Raw genomic sequence first — 14,976 nt, 5'->3', positions numbered from 1 at the left:
CCTTGTCTGAGCTGCGCTCGTGACGCTTCAGCCGAAACATTGTTCGAATAGACAAGGCCGATCCATGTCCCGTCAAACCTCCCCCGTCATACCCGGCTTCGGGCTGACGCTGGGTTACACCCTGGTGTACCTCAGCCTGTTAGTGCTGATACCCCTGGGTACCATGTTCGTCCATGCGGCGCAGCTGACCTGGGCTGAATTCTGGGCGATCATCACCGCACCGCGCGTGCTGGCTGCGCTGAAGCTGAGCTTCACCACTGCCTTCATCGCCGCGCTACTCAACGGCGTGATCGGCTCGCTGCTGGCCTGGGTGCTGGTGCGTTACACCTTTCCCGGCCGCAAGATCATCGAGGCGATGATCGACCTGCCCTTCGCGCTGCCCACCGCCGTGGCCGGCATCGCGCTGACCGCGCTTTATGCACCGAACGGGCTGATTGGCCGGCTGGCAGCCGAGCTGGGTTTCAAGATCGCCTACACGCCGATCGGCATCACCCTGGCGCTGACCTTCGTTACCCTGCCCTTCGTGGTCCGCACCCTGCAGCCGGTGCTCGCCGATATCCCGCGTGAGGTCGAGGAAGCTGCCGCCTGCCTCGGTGCCAAGCCGCTGCAGATCGCCCGTCACGTGCTGTTGCCAGCGCTGTTGCCGGCCTGGCTGACGGGGTTTTCCCTGGCCTTTGCCCGTGGCGTCGGCGAATACGGCTCGGTGATATTCATCGCCGGCAACATGCCGATGAAGACCGAAATCCTGCCGCTGCTGATCATGGTCAAGCTCGAACAGTACGACTACCACGGCGCCACGGCCATCGGCGTGCTGATGCTGCTGGTGTCCTTCGTTCTGCTGCTGGCGATCAATCTGCTGCAACGGAGGATTGCCCATGGCTGAGATGACTACCACTACCCTGTCCGCCCCGCTGGCCGCCAAAACACGCCAGGGCAACCCGCTGGCGCGGCGCCTGCTGATCGTCGCCGCCTGGCTGACCTTCGCGCTGTTTCTGCTGTTGCCGCTGCTGGTGGTGCTGAGCGAAGCCCTGAAGCTCGGCCTGGGCACCTTCTTTGGCGCGATCTTCGAAGCCGACGCCCTCGCCGCGCTGAAACTCACCCTGCTCGCGGTCGGCATTTCGGTGCCGCTCAATCTGGTGTTCGGCGTCGCCGCGGCCTGGTGCGTGAGCAAGTACCAATTCACCGGCAAGAGCCTGCTGGTGACGCTGATCGACCTGCCCTTCTCGGTCTCGCCGGTGATTGCCGGTTTGATCTACGTGCTGCTGTTCGGCGCCCAGGGCTTCTTCGGCGAATGGCTGGCCGACCGCGACATCCAGATCATTTTCGCCCTGCCCGGCATCGTACTGGCCACGGTATTCGTCACCGTGCCCTTCGTCGCCCGCGAGCTGATACCGCTGATGCAGGAACAGGGCACGCAGGAGGAAGAAGCGGCGCGCCTGCTCGGCGCCAACGGCTGGCAGATGTTCCGGTACGTGACCCTGCCCAACATCCGCTGGGGCCTGATCTACGGCGTGGTGCTCTGCACCGCGCGGGCGATGGGCGAGTTCGGTGCGGTGTCGGTGGTGTCCGGGCACATCCGCGGCTACACCAACACCCTGCCGCTGCATGTCGAGATTCTCTACAACGAATACAACCACGTCGCCGCCTTCAGCGTGGCCAGCCTGTTGTTGCTGCTGGCGCTGCTGATCCTGCTGCTCAAGCAGTGGAGCGAGTCCCGCCTTCAACGCCTCAAAGCCAACGCCGGCGAGGAATAGCCATGTCCATCGAAGTAACCAATGTCAGCAAGCAATTCCACCAATTCAAGGCCCTGAACGAGATCGACCTGCACATCGCCAGCGGCGAACTGGTCGCCCTGCTCGGCCCGTCCGGCTGCGGCAAGACCACTCTGCTGCGGATCATCGCCGGGCTGGAAACCCCCGACAGTGGCCGCATCGTCTTTCACGGCGAGGACGTTTCCGGGCGTGACGTGCGCGATCGCAACGTCGGCTTCGTATTTCAGCATTACGCGCTGTTCCGCCACATGACGGTGTTCGACAACGTCGCCTTCGGCCTGCGCATGAAGCCGCGCCGCGAGCGCCCCAGCGAAAGCCGGATCAAGCAGAAGGTCCACGAATTGCTCGACCTGGTGCAGCTCGACTGGCTCGCCGATCGCTATCCGGATCAGCTCTCCGGTGGCCAGCGCCAACGCATCGCCCTGGCCCGTGCGCTGGCGGTCGAACCCAAGGTGTTGCTGCTCGACGAACCCTTCGGCGCATTGGACGCCAAGGTGCGCAAGGAGCTGCGCCGCTGGCTGGCACGCCTGCACGAGGAGGTGCACTTGACCAGCGTATTCGTCACCCACGATCAGGAAGAGGCGATGGAAGTGGCCGACCGCATCGTGGTGATGAACAAGGGTGTGGTCGAACAGATCGGCTCGCCGGCCGAGGTGTACCGGCAACCGGCCAGCGATTTCGTCTATCACTTTCTAGGCGATGCCAATCAGCTTCAGATCGGCGAGCGGCAGGTGCTTTTCCGACCGCACGAGATTCATCTGTCTCGGGACAGGGTCAACGACCACCAACCGGCAGAAGTCCGCGACATCCGGCCGCTAGGCGCCGTCACTCGCGTCACGCTCAGGGTCGTGGGGCAACCGCAGCCCATCGAAGCGGAAGTCGCCCATGATCACGCTAGCCTGAACGACCTCGCCCGAGGCGCAACGCTGTTCTTCAAGCCAGCCATCGCCGTGGCGCCGCCGCGCTGATTCCGTGCATTAAGAATTCGCACATAAAAAAGACGCGCCCAAGAGGCGCGCCAAGTTTCAAGCGCACGCGCTGTCTATTTGATCTGGCCTATCAGGTCCCGACGGATCAGGGTCTTGATCTTCACCAGATGGTCATCCTCTTGGTCCTTCGCCTTTTTAAAGCCTTTGGCGATGTTCGGATGGCCGCCTGCTTCGGCCAGCTCGATGAGCAGCTCCCAGGCGGCGTTGTCCTCCAGCTCGATGGTGAGCAGTGCGCCCATACCCTGCGCAATATTGGTGCGCGGATCGGTAAGCACCTGCATTACGCCCATGGACTTCACCGCCGCGACATCGGCGCAAGGCGTCTGCGCCGTCGGGTCAGCGCCCAGCGTCTCGATCGCCTCGGCGACCATGTTCATGTGCTCGAACTCTTCGTCACGAATGTGCTGCAACACTTGGATCAAGTCGGATTCCGCTGTGCCTAGAGCCTTCGCCTTGGCGATCATCGCGTCGTACAGACGTACCCCGCTGCGCTCGAACGCCAGCCGTTCGCCAAGCTTGTCGACCAGCAATTCCGGGCTCTTGCCCAGCGCCATGTCGAAGGTCGACTTGAGCATGCCCTTGGCCGAACCGGGCACCGGAACCGAACCGATGCGGTCAGCCTCTTCGGCGCGCTTGACGCGTTCGAGCATGATGCCTTTGTAGTCACCCGGAACGTCGGGTTTGATCTGCTCAACCGCTTCGAGCAGGCTCTTGGTGTCCTTCGGGGACATCTGCACCCCGGTGAAATTGGTACCTAATTTCGCAGCAGTTGCCATGTTCGTTCTCCTCAAGAAGCCTTACGTCCGCGCATGAGTTCACCACCCGGCGCCCATTGGTAACCGGCCGACACGATGTTCGACGCGATACCTTCTGAGTTGACCTGGGCGCGGTAATCGAGGGAGTTCTCCGGCTCTTCGCTCTTGTCCACATACTGGGTGCCGCTGGTGCGCAGGTTGACCTCAGCAGCGAGAACCTGGCGGACGAACTCGCGCTGGCTCTTGAACTCGATCATTTTCGGCAACGGGCCTCCGAGGATTTCCGCCGGATCGCGGCGCTCGATGTTCTTGAAGTGCTCGCAGGCGATGTTGAGGTGGCCCAGCTCGTAGTCGAGGAAGCGCTCCCAGATCGCCTTGATCCGCGGGTTGGTTTCCTGCTCGGCACAGCTGGCGTAGGCATAGACTTCCATCGCCTCGTGCACCAGCCACTTCTCCATGAACGACTCCTGAGGGTCGGCCAGCGAGCCGTACTGGGTCACATGCTGTTCTTCCACCGAGGCGATCTCGGCATAGAGCTGGCGCGCCAGTGGATCGGCGAATAGTGGCCCGACGTTCATGTAGTAATCATGAGTCTGGAATTCCGCCGCAGTGATCATCGCGCAATGGATCTTGGTGATCAGTGCCGCCTCTTCCTTGGCGTAGCTGTCGCGCAGGTCGTTGGTCGGATGGCGATGGTGCTCCGAGGTTTGCCGGCCAGGTACGATGTCCGTATAGCCCTGCAGGATATTGTTCGCATCCTTGCCTTCGAGGCGGTCGAGCATCGCCGCGTAGCGGTAGAGATGGTCGAAGTCCTCCAGCAGGCCAAAGCGATAGGTCTGAGCCTGATAGGGATCGGGTTCGGCCTGGGCTACGGCAGCAGTCACCTCGATGGCGACCTGCTCGTAGGCGACGGTTGTTTCCAGCGGTGAGTGGTCGGCGGAAATCAACCAGTTGATCATCGTCGCCTGGTGCTGTTCGACGCGCCGAATTTCAGCCAGCGGGCCGCGCAATTGGCCAGTAATACGCGCGATACCATGCTTGAGACGCAGCGCATCGACCTCGATTCCGTTCATCAGAATGATGCGCACCCGAGTAAAGGCATCGTCGTCGAGCTTGCTGATCGGCTTACCCGCCATTTCCTTCCAGGTGAATTTCTGCTTTTCGAGCGGCGTGCCCTTGTTATCAAGAATGCCGGATAGGTTGTCCATGAAGCCTCCGTTTTTACGGCTTGTATTTGATAGACGTACGAGCTGAATCACGGGCAGCTGGTGCCGACGTCCTAAAAAATGGACGGAGGAAAGCGGAAAACAATTCCGCAGGATCGGACGCGAAATGCGTGAAGACGACGAGTGGCGGTCGTTAAACGCTTCGAACGAGTGCGAAACCAACAACGACAAACCCGCCCCGACACGTGCTCGGACGAGCCTTTGAGTCAAGCGGCGCTGCGCTTTAGCGAAGCGCCTTCAGACGCTGCGCCCGCTCGTCGGCGGGCAGTCGACCCAGCGCTTCGACCCGCGCATAAAAGCGCACCCAATCACCGTCGACCTGCTCGAACAGCGCGGCAAATGCCGGCACCCAGCCGTCGTACAGACCGAACGGCAGCAGGCTGGCGTTGTTCAGCGGCTGGGCCATCCAACGGTCGAAACGGCGATCACCCTTCCAGGCGCCGTCGCGCAACTGGCGGTAGGCCTGGCGCAGGTGCGTGAACTCGGCCTGCTTCGCGGCTCGCATGGCCGATTCGTCCAGATTGCTGGCATACAGCGTCGCCAACCGCGCCCGGGTTTCGAGCATCAGCTCGGTGAATTCGGCGGAGCGTCTTTGAGCCGCGTCGCTGAACGGCGGCAAACCGCGACTGGCACGCCACTGGCGCAACCCCTCGCGTTCGACGAACGATGCAAAGGATTCGTTGAACGCGGTGTCGCCAGCCACGTAGAGCCGCTGGTGCGCCAGTTCGTGAAAGATCAGCCCGGCCAGACGCTCATCGTCCCAGCGCAGCATGGAACTGAGCAGCGGGTCGTCGAACCAGCCCAGCGTCGAGTAGGCCTGCACGCCGCTCACCAGCGTGTCGTAGCCCTTTGCCTTGAGCAGTGCCGCCGCGCCCCGTGCCCGCCCCGGCTGGTAGTAGCCGCGGTAGGCGACGCAACCGGCGATCGGAAAACAGTGAGACAGCGGCGCGACGGAAAACTCCTCGGTGGCGAACAGATTCCACACCACGTAGGGCCGCTTGATGTCCGTATAGCGCCGGTAACTACCGTTGTCCGGCAAGGCCAGCGCGCTGCTGGCGAAGGCTCTGGCCTGCAGCACCAGGCTTAGTCGCTGACGCAGCTGTGGGTCGCGCTGGGGGTCGTCGATGATGGCGGCGATGGGCTCGCGCTGGCGCAGCAGATCCAGCTGACCGACCGCCAGCTGGCCGTAATAGGTGCTGCAGCCATTCAGACCAACGGCCAGCAGCAGCGGAACCCAGCGCCTGCTTCGGCTGTCGACAAGGGCGGTTTTCAGCTTCGAAATGAACAAACGCCTGCTCACATTTGAAGACCTACTCGGTCGGTGCGCTGAGCCTACAACGACATCGAAGCCCGCCCAACTATCGAAGGCAGCCAAGCCTTCGCAGCCAGACCGCGCCATCAGCGGTGGAGACTCGTCATGCGAATCCTGATCCTTGCTCTCGCGCTGTCCACACTTGGCGGTTGCGCCCTATGGATGCCCCAGCCGGACCCGAACCAGGCCTGGATCGAGCTGGCCCCGCGTGACGAAACCGAACTCAAGGCCGTTGCGGTGGACTCGAGGCCGCTGGACGATCACCGCTACTTTCAGGTGACGCCCGGCAGTCATCAGTTGGGCATGCGCTACCTCTTCGAGGTGGGGCCGGCCGATGTCGGCGGCGACAGCGAAGCACTGGAGCGTGATTGTCGCCTGACCCTGGAATACGACGGTTTCGATGCCGGCGCCCGCTATCGCCTGGTCGCCGGTGGCTACGGCTTCCGCCCCTGGGCGCGGCTGTACGACCAGCATGATCAGCTGCTGGCCAAGGCCACGGAACGCGGTTGCGGCGGTGTCGCCATCCGCTGAGCTCGCTCTGCTGGCCGTTGAAAGCTCTGCCGCTCAGGCCGTGAGAACGTAGCGAGTGAAGGTCAGGCAACGACTAGGCGTCCCCACCAAAACAGGCGAAACAGCGGACTGGGCTCGCACGTGAGTTTACGAGCTGTAAATGAGCATTTTGATCGGACTCGCGCACGAGCCTGTTTTTAACGCAGCATGGCCGAGCGCAGTAGTTGTCACACAGCCAGATCTGGCTCAGGCTCGACAGGGACCGCCACAGCAATGGGCTGACGGCGGACCGCTGGGAGGAACTGCCATGCGTCTGCCCCTTGTCCTGTTCGTGCTCGCCGGCCTTTCCGGCTGCGCCAGCCCTCTGCCGCCACCCGATCCGAACATGGCCTGGGTCGACCTGCGCGCACAACCGAGCGACATCTTCATGTCCGACCAGCTGGACGACAGACGCACGCCCGACGGCCGCTATTTCCAGGTCAGCCCCGGCGCACATGAACTCGAAGCGCGTTATGAATTCGAAATCAGTAGCGGCGGGATGGGCATTTTCGGCGAAACCCAATACCTGCGCTGTACCATGGTCATCCGCTATGACGATTTCCAGGCCGGGCGGCGCTACCTGTTTCAGGCACGCTCGCTGGGCTTCACGCCGCAGGGCTGGCTACGCGACGAACAGCACAACGTACTGGCCCGCGCCGAAGCGGAGCACTGTTACTGAGCCCGCCCCGCCAGCAGAGAGAAGAGATATGTCCCGTATCGAACACACCCGTTTTTCCACCCTCGACCTGGCGCCGATCCGCGATGACGGCGACGCCGGTCTCGCCTTGCGCAATTCACTGGCGCTGGCCCAGCACGTCGAAAAGCTCGGCTTCGAGCGCTTCTGGGTGGCCGAACATCACAACATGGACGGCATCGCCAGCGCCGCCACGTCCGTGCTGATCGGCTATCTGGCGGCCGGCACCTCGCGGATTCGCCTGGGCGCCGGCGGGGTGATGCTGCCCAACCACGCGCCGCTGGTGATCGCCGAGCAGTTCGGCACGCTGGAAGCGCTTTACCCCGGGCGAATCGATCTCGGTCTGGGCCGTGCGCCCGGTGCCGACCAGTTCACCGCCCACGCCCTGCGCCGCGACCGCATGGGCAGCGCCGACGACTTTCCCGCCGATGTCGAGGAGCTGGAGCTACTGCTCGGCCCGCGTCAACGCAACCAGCGCGTGATCGCCATGCCCGGAGTCGGCAGTAACGTGCCGATCTGGCTGCTCGGCTCCAGCCTGTTCAGTGCGCAGCTGGCCGCCGCCAAAGGCCTGCCCTACGCCTTCGCCTCGCATTTCGCGCCGCGTTACGCCCATGAAGCGATTCGCCTGTACCGCGAGAATTTCCAGCCGTCCGAGGTGCTCGACAAACCCTACGTGATGCTTGGCGTGCCGCTGATGGCCGCCGACACCGACGAGCAGGCCGAGTACCTGGCGACCACCGCCTACCAACGCATCCTGGCGCTGATCCGTGGCCAGAGCTTGGTACTGGTGCCGCCGGTGCAGAGCATGCAGGGCAAATGGCTGCCACACGAGCAGGACGCGGTGGGCAATTTCCTCGGCATGGCACTGATCGGCGGCCCGGAAAAGATCCGCGCGCGGCTGGAGATTCTGCTGGAGCAGACCGGGGCCGACGAACTGATCTTCACCTGCGATTTCTATGAAACCGCCGACCGCCACCGCGCGTTCGAGATTCTTGCCGGGTTGCGGTGAGGACTGAAGTGAGCCTGGTGGGCTGAAGCGGAGCGCCGCCCGGCCCACCTTACCGGCCGGCAGTGTTCCGCTCCTATGTAGGGTGGGCTTCAGCCCACCACCCAGCAGCCAACAACAACGGCGATCAGCTATCGGCGAGGCGGAAGCCGACTTTCATGGTGACCTGGAAATGGCCGATCTTGCCATTCTCGACATGGCCGCGAATTTCGCCCACCTCGAACCATTCGACGTTGCGCAGCGACTTGCTGGCTTCGGCGATACCGTTCTGAATCGCTTCGTCAACGCTGTTGCGCGAGGAGCCGACGATTTCAATCTTCTTGTACGTGTGATGATCCGACATAGATTTTCCCCTTCTGATCTGAAGAGCCTCCGCTCGGTGGTGACGCATCCTGTCTGATTGAGGCCCGCACAGTGGCGCGGAAGTTCAGCGCAACGCCTCAATCACGTCGGTACGGAGGGCAGCTAGTAGGGTGGGCTTCAGCAAGTAGGGTGGGCTTCAGCCCACCAGTAACGCCGGCCTCGTTGGTGGGCTAAAGCCCACCCTACGGAGCTGAGGAGCCTCCGCTCGGTAGTGACGCGTCCTGTCTGATTGAGGCCCGCGCAGGGGCGCGTAAGTTCAGCGCAACGGTGCAGTCGAAGCCGTTGAAAAGGAAAGTCGCAGGCACGAATAGCAAGTAGGGTGGGCTTCAGCCCACCAGCGGCGCCGGCCTCGTTTGTGGGCTAAAGCCCACCCTATTTCAGCCGGAGGTAGCTGTAGTGCTGCGGCTTGAACACCTGATTGAAATACCGCCCCAGCGAATCCGCTTCGAGCAGCGCCTGGACGACCTCGGCAGGCACCTGCTCGTAGCGATAGACCGAGCCGTTGTGAAACTCCACTTCCAGTGCCTGTTCGTCAGGGTCATAGCCCAGCGAGCGCAGGCTGCGCGAGGACACCGCGACGCGCTTCATATAGCTGGATCAGGTTGCTGCTTGAAGCCTTCGGCCTGCATCCGCCACAGCGCGTCGAACTCGCCGCCCCGGCTGCGCAATTCATGTGGCGGGCCGTCCTCGACGATGCGGCCGTTACGCAGCACGATGATCCGGTCGAAGCTCGACAGCGTGGACAGTCGATGCGCCACCGCCACCACGGTGCGGTTATGCACCAGGTTGTTCAGCGCCGCCTGGATCTCGGCTTCGGACTGGGTATCGAGCGCCGAGGTGGCCTCATCGAGGATCAGAATCGGTGAATCCTTGAGAAAGGCGCGAGCGATGCCCAGGCGCTGACGCTGACCGCCGGAGAGCATCACGCCGCGCTCGCCGACCAGCGTGTCGTAACCCTGCGGCAGCTCACGGATAAAGGCGTCGCAGAAGGCGTTGCGCGCGGCGGCGATCACTTCCTCGTCGGTGGCGCCTGGGCGGCCGTAGCGGATGTTTTCGCGAATGCTGCGGTTGAACAATGCGGTTTCCTGCGGCACTACGGCGATCTTCTCGCGCAGGCTGTCCTGGCTGACGCTACGAATGTCCTGACCGTCGATGAGGACGCGCCCGTCATTCACGTCATCGAGGCGCTGGATGAGGTTGATCAACGTCGACTTGCCAGCCCCCGAGGAGCCCACCACGCCGACCTTTTGCCCGGCCGGAATGTGCAGGTCCAGCTGCTCGAACACCGCACCGCGATCGGGGTAGCTGAAGCTGATGTTTTCGAAGGTGATATCGCCTTCGGCCAGCAACAGCTGAGCGTCGCTGTCTTCCAGGCCGTGCGGCTGGACGATGATGCGCAGGGTGTCGTCGATGGCACCGATCTGCTGAGTGGCATCCACCAATGCCAGCGCCAGATCGCGCGAGCCATGCAGGATGCGGAAGGTTAGTGCGCTGACCAGCACCACATCACCGGCGGTTACTTCCCCGCCGATCCACAGCTTGATGGCCCAGATCAACATGCCGCCGGCCATCACCGACAAGCAGATGTCGTGCATGACCCGCGCTTTTTCCAGGTACATCCAACTGCGCCGCTGGGCGCGGGCTTCATAGCCGATCTCATGGGCCAGGCGTTCGGCCTCACGATCGCGCGCGGAAAACGCCTTGATAGTCCAGACGTTGGAGACCGCATCGACCAATTCACCGCCGACCCGCGCCGACTGTGCAGCGAACCGCTGATGCTTGGAGCGGCCACGAATGCCGAATCCGGTGATCAGCGCGGCGACGATGGCGACGAAGAGGATCAGCGCTACCGCCATGCGCACATCGACCGTCAGCAGCACCACCACCGCGCCGATGAAATCGACGATCGGCGGGACGATTTTCCACGCCAATCCGCCATAAATCGCGCCGGCCGCCTGGCCGACCGCAGAAATTCGATTGCCCAGCGAGCCGGCGAAATGCTCGGTGAAATAGCGCATCGGGTGGCCGGTCAGGTGCTTGAACAGATCGACGCGGATGTCCACGACGCTGGCCACCACCGTGCGGCAGCCGAGCCAGCCGCCGAGGCGCCAGAACACGTTTTCGATGACGATCAGGCTGATGAACAGCCCCAACGGAAACCAGACGTTGGCAGCGCCTCGATCCGAACTGCCTTGGGCCATGGCGTCCACCAGCAATTTCATGCCGTACTGCACCGCCACCGCACAACTGGCGGCGCCGATGATCAGCGCCAGCAAGCCGCTGAAATGCCACGGTCGACCACAGATGTAATGCCAGAGAAAGGCCACCGGCCGGCTTGGAAGCGGCGCCTCCTGGGGCTTCGCTTTGGGCGGCTGGGCCGGTACGTTCATGGCAATGCTTCGGCGAGAGGCAGCGTGGCGTTGAACTGGCTGAATCTCAACTGTTGCAGGCGCAGCTCATCGGCCAGCCCTTCGTGCACGCAGCGGTTGCCGTTTTCATCGGGAAAGCCCAACAGCCCGACTGGACAATGGCGGTCGTCGGTCCAGCCTGGGTAGTCGAGCACCGGATAGAGACAGATGCCTTCTACCGGCACACCGCGCTGCATGGCCAGCCCCGCCTGCTCGCTGACGTAGCGCAGCCAGTCGCCGCGCAAGTCGCCCTCGGCACCGGTTTCGGCGATCAGCAAGGGCCGTTTGTAACGCTGCCATATTTCGCTGAGGATGCCTTTGAAGGGCCGATAGTCAGGACTGTCGCGCTCGATGGTGCGGCCATCGCCGTGATACCACTGGTTGTTGGAGTAGTAATTGACGCCCAGCACGTCGAGGTATTCCGGCGCACCGCCGAGGCCCGGCCAGACTTCACCGCATAGCATGTCCCAAGCTTCGAACTGCGATTGGCGAAAACGCTCGGCCTCACGCTGCGGCCCGGGGCGGTCGTTGGCCGCCGCTACGTGAATGGCCGGGTCGACCTGGACGAAACGTGCCCGTGGTTCGACGTCGCGGATCGCCTGCATCGCGGCGATGGTGGCACGCACCAGCTGATGCTTGAGCTCGAAGCCGCGACCGCGCGCCATCGGATTGAAATAGGCTTCGTCGCCGCCGGCCCAGGCCCAGAAGGAGATTTCATTGAGCGGCGCGTAGAAGGGCACCGTGTCGGTTTCGTCCTTGATCAGCTGCGCCGCCGCCGCCGCGTAACGGGCGAAACGCTCAACGAACTGCGGCCTCCAGATATCGATGTCGTCCGGCCAGCCGTAGTGGCAAAGATCCCAGATCACCTGGGTGCCATGACGCTGCGCGGCCTGTAGCATCGGCCGGAAACTCGACCAGTCGTATTGGCCAGGCGCGCGTTCGATCAGGTGCCAGCGCAGCCCGTCCCGCACGCTACGCAAACCGTGGCGCTGGAGTACGCCATAGTCATGCGCAGCCCAGCGGTCATGGCCGGTGGCGGCCAGCAGATCGAGACGCCGCCCATCGCTACGGCGGTGGTTCGAGCATTCGAAGCCGCCCATGAAAAAACTCTTGAACAACGTGGGCTGATGCATCGTACGCCTCGCCTCAGGGTGCTTGTTCAGCCAGCGACTGGCTGTGTTCAACGCTCTCGCCGGGTTCTGGGCCGCGCTCGGCCTCCTCGATGCGCTTGTACAGCGCCAGCGCCTGGCCCACGACCTGATCCATGTTGTAGTACTTGTAGGTGCCGAGGCGACCGACGAAGGTGACGCCTGGGGTTTCGTCGGCGAGCTTCTGGTAGCGCTTGTACAGCTCGGCATTTTCCGGCCGTGGAATCGGGTAGTAGGGATCGCCTTCAGCCGAGGGGTATTCGTAGGTGATGCTGGTCTTCGGATGAACCTGACCGGTGAGGTGCTTGTACTCGCTGATGCGCGTGTAGGGCACATCCTCGCTCGGGTAGTTGACCGTGCCGACCGCCTGGAATTGCTCCTGATCGAGCTGCTTGTGCTCGAACTTCAGCGAACGGTACGGCAGCTTGCCGAAGCGGTAGTCGAAGTATTCGTCGATCGGCCCGCAGAAGATCAGGTGGTCGTGCTGCACCTCGTCGCGGATCTCGCGGTAATCGGTGTTGATCATCACCTTGATGTTCGGGTGCGCGAGCATCTTCTCGAACATCTTGGTGTAGCCGTGCTTGGGCATCTGCTGGAAGGTATCGGTGAAGTAGCGGTCATCGATGTTGGTTCGCGTCGGGATGCGCGAGGTCACCGATTTGTCCAGCTGCGACGGGTCCAGCCCCCACTGCTTGCGCGTATAGCCGCGGAAGAATTTCTGATATAGCTCACGGCCGATGCCATTGATCACCACGTCTTCACTGGTCTGGATGTCCGCCACCGGCTCGGCACGGCTAGCGAGAAAGTTAGCCGCCTCCTCTTCGGTGGTCATGTTCAGGCCGTAGAGCTTGTTCAGCGTGGTCATGTTGATCGGGATCGGCACTTCCTGGCCGTCCACCTGCGCCAGCACGCGGTGCTCGTAAGGGCGCCACTCGGTGAAGCGCGAGAGGTAGTCGACGATGCGCTGGGCGTTGGTGTGAAAGATGTGCGGCCCGTAGCGGTGGATCAGCACGCCGGCTTCATCGTAATGGTCGTAGGCATTGCCGCCGATATGCGGTCGCCGGTCGACCACCAGCACGCGCTTGTTCAGCCCGGCCGCCAGCCGCTCGGCCAGTACGCTGCCGGCGAATCCGGCGCCGACGATGAGGTAGTCGAAGCCGCGCCGACGGCCGGAAGAATGATCGCTGGCGCCACCGCCTGCGTGTTCGGGATTGCTGTCTCGCAGGCTTAGATCGCGCATTGCATCTTCTCCTTCATCAGGGCCGAGGTGTGATCCCAGGACATGTCACCGAGGATCTCGTCGGCGGTTCTCAACAGGCGGTCACGGTCCTGGCTATCGACGAGCGCGCTCTCCACCGCGGCGATGAAGGCGTCGGGGCTGTCGGCGATATGGACGATCTCGGTGTCACCGTAGGTGCGCACCACATCCCTGATCGGTGTGGACACCACCGGGCAACCGCCGGCCAGGTATTCGGGGGTCTTGGTCGGGCTGATGAAGCGTGTCGATTCATTCATCGCGAAGGGCATGATCGCCACGTCCCAGCCGGACAGATACCGGGGCAACTCGTCATAGGTCTTGCCGCCCAGGTAGTGAATGTTTCCGCGCTGTGGCAGCTCCGCCGGGTCGATTTTGACCACCGGCCCGATAAGCACGAACTGCCAGTCAGGACGCTTCTCGGCGACTTCGGCCACCAGTTGGATATCGAAGCGCTCGTCGATCACCCCGTAGAAGCCCAGCCGCGGGTGCGGGATTTCCGCCTGATCGTCGGGATCGGCCTGGGTCCGACGCGCCTCGGCGAAGTGCGCGACGTCGACACTGCTGGGAAAGGCGTGCGCGTTGTCGTGCAGTTCGCGCTTGGCTTCCCAGATGCTGTAGCCGCCGGTAAAGACCACGTCGGCACGCTGCAGCAATTCCCGCTCGCGCTCCACCAGCTCGGGTGGCGCGCCGCGAAACGCGGAGAGTTCGTCCATGCAGTCATAGACGGTGAGCTTGGGCTTCAAGTGGCCGGCGTAACCGAGCGCCATCGGCGTGTAGTACCAGAGCATCAGGTCGTTGACGCCGAGCTTTTCCAGGTAGCCATCTAGCAGGTCGCGCTGGACGCGCAGGGCCGTCTCGCCGCCGCAACCCTGGGGAAGACGGGGAATCAGTATCTGCACGCCGTTCTCTTCCGGGCGGACTTCCAGCCAGGGCTGGGCGTCTTCGGTGGGAATGGGCTCTTCGAAAAAGAGCACGTTGAAGTCCCGCGCGAACCGCGACATTAGGTGCTGCGGACGCTGATAGACAAAGCTCCAGCGAAGATGCGAGAGACACAGCAGAGTCGGAACCTGCTCATCGAAAACGACTTCGGGCGGCGTCTCCTGCTTCTCGGGGGATTTTCCAATCTCGTATTGATAAGGGCCGGCCCAGCTCATGAACACCTCTCGGATCGCGAAATCTTCAGAGTCCGTTCTGCTGCATCGCATTGGCCCGCGCTGCCTGCGCAAACACATAAATGTCGGGGCTCGCTGCCTATGACGCTCGTGGCGTACCAAGCGCAGCCCGCGGGTTATGGACGACGCCGGGCAAGTCAAGGTTCCCTTTGCCGGGTTGCGGTGCATGAGAGCGCTCGGCGATGCAATGTCGAAGGCTTCTGTCCAAGGTTCGTCTGAAGCCTCTGCACCGCCTCTTTCGCGCATTCGCTCTGGCGCTGACGCTTCAGGCGAACCTGCGCCACCCACGGGACGGCATTCGCAGGGTGCGTTCCACGCACCAGG

The 14,976-nt window shown here is 62.9% G+C and carries 15 protein-coding genes; 6 read left to right on the top strand and 9 right to left on the bottom strand.

Features of this window, described 5'->3' with window-relative positions; translation table 11 throughout:
• Window positions 1–64 precede the first annotated feature (64 nt).
• Genes cysT through E0D86_RS06700 form a run of 3 tightly spaced genes read left to right on the top strand, consistent with a single transcriptional unit; the run spans window position 65 to window position 2,740 of the window.
• Window positions 65–883: a sulfate ABC transporter permease subunit CysT gene (gene cysT, locus E0D86_RS06710; RefSeq protein WP_131649222.1), complete on the top strand. Its 819-nt coding sequence runs from the start codon at window positions 65–67 to the stop codon at window positions 881–883.
• A gap of 1 nt (window position 884) precedes the next feature.
• On the top strand, window positions 885–1,754 hold the full coding sequence (gene cysW, locus E0D86_RS06705; protein WP_131650003.1) for a sulfate ABC transporter permease subunit CysW: 870 nt from the start codon (window positions 885–887) through the stop codon (window positions 1,752–1,754).
• A gap of 2 nt (window positions 1,755–1,756) precedes the next feature.
• The gene (locus E0D86_RS06700) at window positions 1,757–2,740 is read left to right on the top strand and encodes a sulfate/molybdate ABC transporter ATP-binding protein (protein ID WP_131649221.1); all 984 of its coding nucleotides are present in this window, start codon (window positions 1,757–1,759) and stop codon (window positions 2,738–2,740) included.
• A 74-nt stretch (window positions 2,741–2,814) separates the two neighbouring features.
• Here the strand turns inward: E0D86_RS06700 and E0D86_RS06695 are convergent, their stop codons facing one another.
• The 3 genes from E0D86_RS06695 to E0D86_RS06685 form a co-directional block, all read right to left on the bottom strand.
• Window positions 2,815–3,537, bottom strand: a complete 723-nt coding sequence (locus tag E0D86_RS06695) for a ferritin-like domain-containing protein (protein ID WP_131649220.1) — start codon at window positions 3,535–3,537, stop codon at window positions 2,815–2,817.
• Between the two features lie 11 nt (window positions 3,538–3,548).
• The gene (locus tag E0D86_RS06690) at window positions 3,549–4,724 is read right to left on the bottom strand and encodes a hypothetical protein (RefSeq protein ID WP_131649219.1); all 1,176 of its coding nucleotides are present in this window, start codon (window positions 4,722–4,724) and stop codon (window positions 3,549–3,551) included.
• 241 nt (window positions 4,725–4,965) lie between these two features.
• A complete protein-coding gene (locus E0D86_RS06685) occupies window positions 4,966–6,024 on the bottom strand; it encodes an aminopeptidase (RefSeq protein ID WP_256681181.1) in 1,059 nt (352 codons plus the stop codon).
• Window positions 6,025–6,159: 135 nt separating this feature from the next.
• On the opposite strand from E0D86_RS06685, the gene E0D86_RS06680 reads away from it, so the two are divergent.
• The 3 genes from E0D86_RS06680 to E0D86_RS06670 all read left to right on the top strand — a co-directional run bounded on the left by E0D86_RS06680 (window position 6,160) and on the right by E0D86_RS06670 (window position 8,306).
• The gene (locus tag E0D86_RS06680; protein WP_131649217.1) at window positions 6,160–6,585 is read left to right on the top strand and encodes a hypothetical protein; all 426 of its coding nucleotides are present in this window, start codon (window positions 6,160–6,162) and stop codon (window positions 6,583–6,585) included.
• 286 nt (window positions 6,586–6,871) lie between these two features.
• On the top strand, window positions 6,872–7,282 hold the full coding sequence (locus tag E0D86_RS06675) for a hypothetical protein (RefSeq protein ID WP_131649216.1): 411 nt from the start codon (window positions 6,872–6,874) through the stop codon (window positions 7,280–7,282).
• 28 nt (window positions 7,283–7,310) lie between these two features.
• Window positions 7,311–8,306 (top strand): LLM class flavin-dependent oxidoreductase, encoded by a 996-nt coding sequence (locus E0D86_RS06670; protein WP_131649215.1) that lies wholly within the window; start codon window positions 7,311–7,313, stop codon window positions 8,304–8,306.
• 124 nt (window positions 8,307–8,430) lie between these two features.
• Here the strand turns inward: E0D86_RS06670 and E0D86_RS06665 are convergent, their stop codons facing one another.
• The 6 genes from E0D86_RS06665 to E0D86_RS06640 all read right to left on the bottom strand — a co-directional run bounded on the left by E0D86_RS06665 (window position 8,431) and on the right by E0D86_RS06640 (window position 14,634).
• Window positions 8,431–8,646, bottom strand: coding sequence for a dodecin (locus E0D86_RS06665; RefSeq protein ID WP_131649214.1), 216 nt, complete (start codon window positions 8,644–8,646; stop codon window positions 8,431–8,433).
• Between the two features lie 392 nt (window positions 8,647–9,038).
• Window positions 9,039–9,254: a KTSC domain-containing protein gene (locus E0D86_RS06660; RefSeq protein WP_131649213.1), complete on the bottom strand. Its 216-nt coding sequence runs from the start codon at window positions 9,252–9,254 to the stop codon at window positions 9,039–9,041.
• Window positions 9,251–11,056, bottom strand: coding sequence for an ABC transporter ATP-binding protein (locus E0D86_RS06655; RefSeq protein ID WP_131649212.1), 1,806 nt, complete (start codon window positions 11,054–11,056; stop codon window positions 9,251–9,253). The genes E0D86_RS06660 and E0D86_RS06655 overlap by 4 nt, the downstream gene beginning before the upstream one ends.
• Window positions 11,053–12,207, bottom strand: a complete 1,155-nt coding sequence (locus tag E0D86_RS06650) for a beta-glucosidase (protein WP_131649211.1) — start codon at window positions 12,205–12,207, stop codon at window positions 11,053–11,055. The genes E0D86_RS06655 and E0D86_RS06650 overlap by 4 nt, the downstream gene beginning before the upstream one ends.
• A 13-nt stretch (window positions 12,208–12,220) precedes the next feature.
• Window positions 12,221–13,462, bottom strand: a complete 1,242-nt coding sequence (gene glf, locus E0D86_RS06645; RefSeq protein WP_165914211.1) for a UDP-galactopyranose mutase — start codon at window positions 13,460–13,462, stop codon at window positions 12,221–12,223.
• Window positions 13,450–14,634: a glycosyltransferase family 1 protein gene (locus E0D86_RS06640; RefSeq protein ID WP_131649210.1), complete on the bottom strand. Its 1,185-nt coding sequence runs from the start codon at window positions 14,632–14,634 to the stop codon at window positions 13,450–13,452. The genes glf and E0D86_RS06640 overlap by 13 nt, the downstream gene beginning before the upstream one ends.
• Between the last annotated feature and the right edge of the window lie 342 nt (window positions 14,635–14,976).

Source organism: Pseudomonas sp. IC_126, from assembly GCF_004331835.1.
Classification (GTDB): Bacteria; Pseudomonadota; Gammaproteobacteria; order Pseudomonadales; family Pseudomonadaceae; genus Stutzerimonas.
Note: the sequence above shows the minus strand (reverse complement) of the source record. Positions and strands in the feature narration are given on the sequence as shown.

Coding starts and splice junctions, on each gene's coding strand:
- cysT (WP_131649222.1), top strand. CDS start 65: ATGTCCCGTCAAACCTCCCCCGTCATACCCGGCTTCGGGCTGACGCTG.
- cysW (WP_131650003.1), top strand. CDS start 885: ATGACTACCACTACCCTGTCCGCCCCGCTGGCCGCCAAAACACGCCAG.
- E0D86_RS06700 (WP_131649221.1), top strand. CDS start 1,757: ATGTCCATCGAAGTAACCAATGTCAGCAAGCAATTCCACCAATTCAAG.
- E0D86_RS06695 (WP_131649220.1), bottom strand. CDS start 3,537: ATGGCAACTGCTGCGAAATTAGGTACCAATTTCACCGGGGTGCAGATG.
- E0D86_RS06690 (WP_131649219.1), bottom strand. CDS start 4,724: ATGGACAACCTATCCGGCATTCTTGATAACAAGGGCACGCCGCTCGAA.
- E0D86_RS06680 (WP_131649217.1), top strand. CDS start 6,160: ATGCGAATCCTGATCCTTGCTCTCGCGCTGTCCACACTTGGCGGTTGC.
- E0D86_RS06675 (WP_131649216.1), top strand. CDS start 6,872: ATGCGTCTGCCCCTTGTCCTGTTCGTGCTCGCCGGCCTTTCCGGCTGC.
- E0D86_RS06670 (WP_131649215.1), top strand. CDS start 7,311: ATGTCCCGTATCGAACACACCCGTTTTTCCACCCTCGACCTGGCGCCG.
- E0D86_RS06665 (WP_131649214.1), bottom strand. CDS start 8,646: ATGTCGGATCATCACACGTACAAGAAGATTGAAATCGTCGGCTCCTCG.
- E0D86_RS06660 (WP_131649213.1), bottom strand. CDS start 9,254: ATGAAGCGCGTCGCGGTGTCCTCGCGCAGCCTGCGCTCGCTGGGCTAT.
- E0D86_RS06655 (WP_131649212.1), bottom strand. CDS start 11,056: ATGAACGTACCGGCCCAGCCGCCCAAAGCGAAGCCCCAGGAGGCGCCG.
- E0D86_RS06650 (WP_131649211.1), bottom strand. CDS start 12,207: ATGCATCAGCCCACGTTGTTCAAGAGTTTTTTCATGGGCGGCTTCGAA.
- glf (WP_165914211.1), bottom strand. CDS start 13,462: ATGCGCGATCTAAGCCTGCGAGACAGCAATCCCGAACACGCAGGCGGT.
- E0D86_RS06640 (WP_131649210.1), bottom strand. CDS start 14,634: ATGAGCTGGGCCGGCCCTTATCAATACGAGATTGGAAAATCCCCCGAG.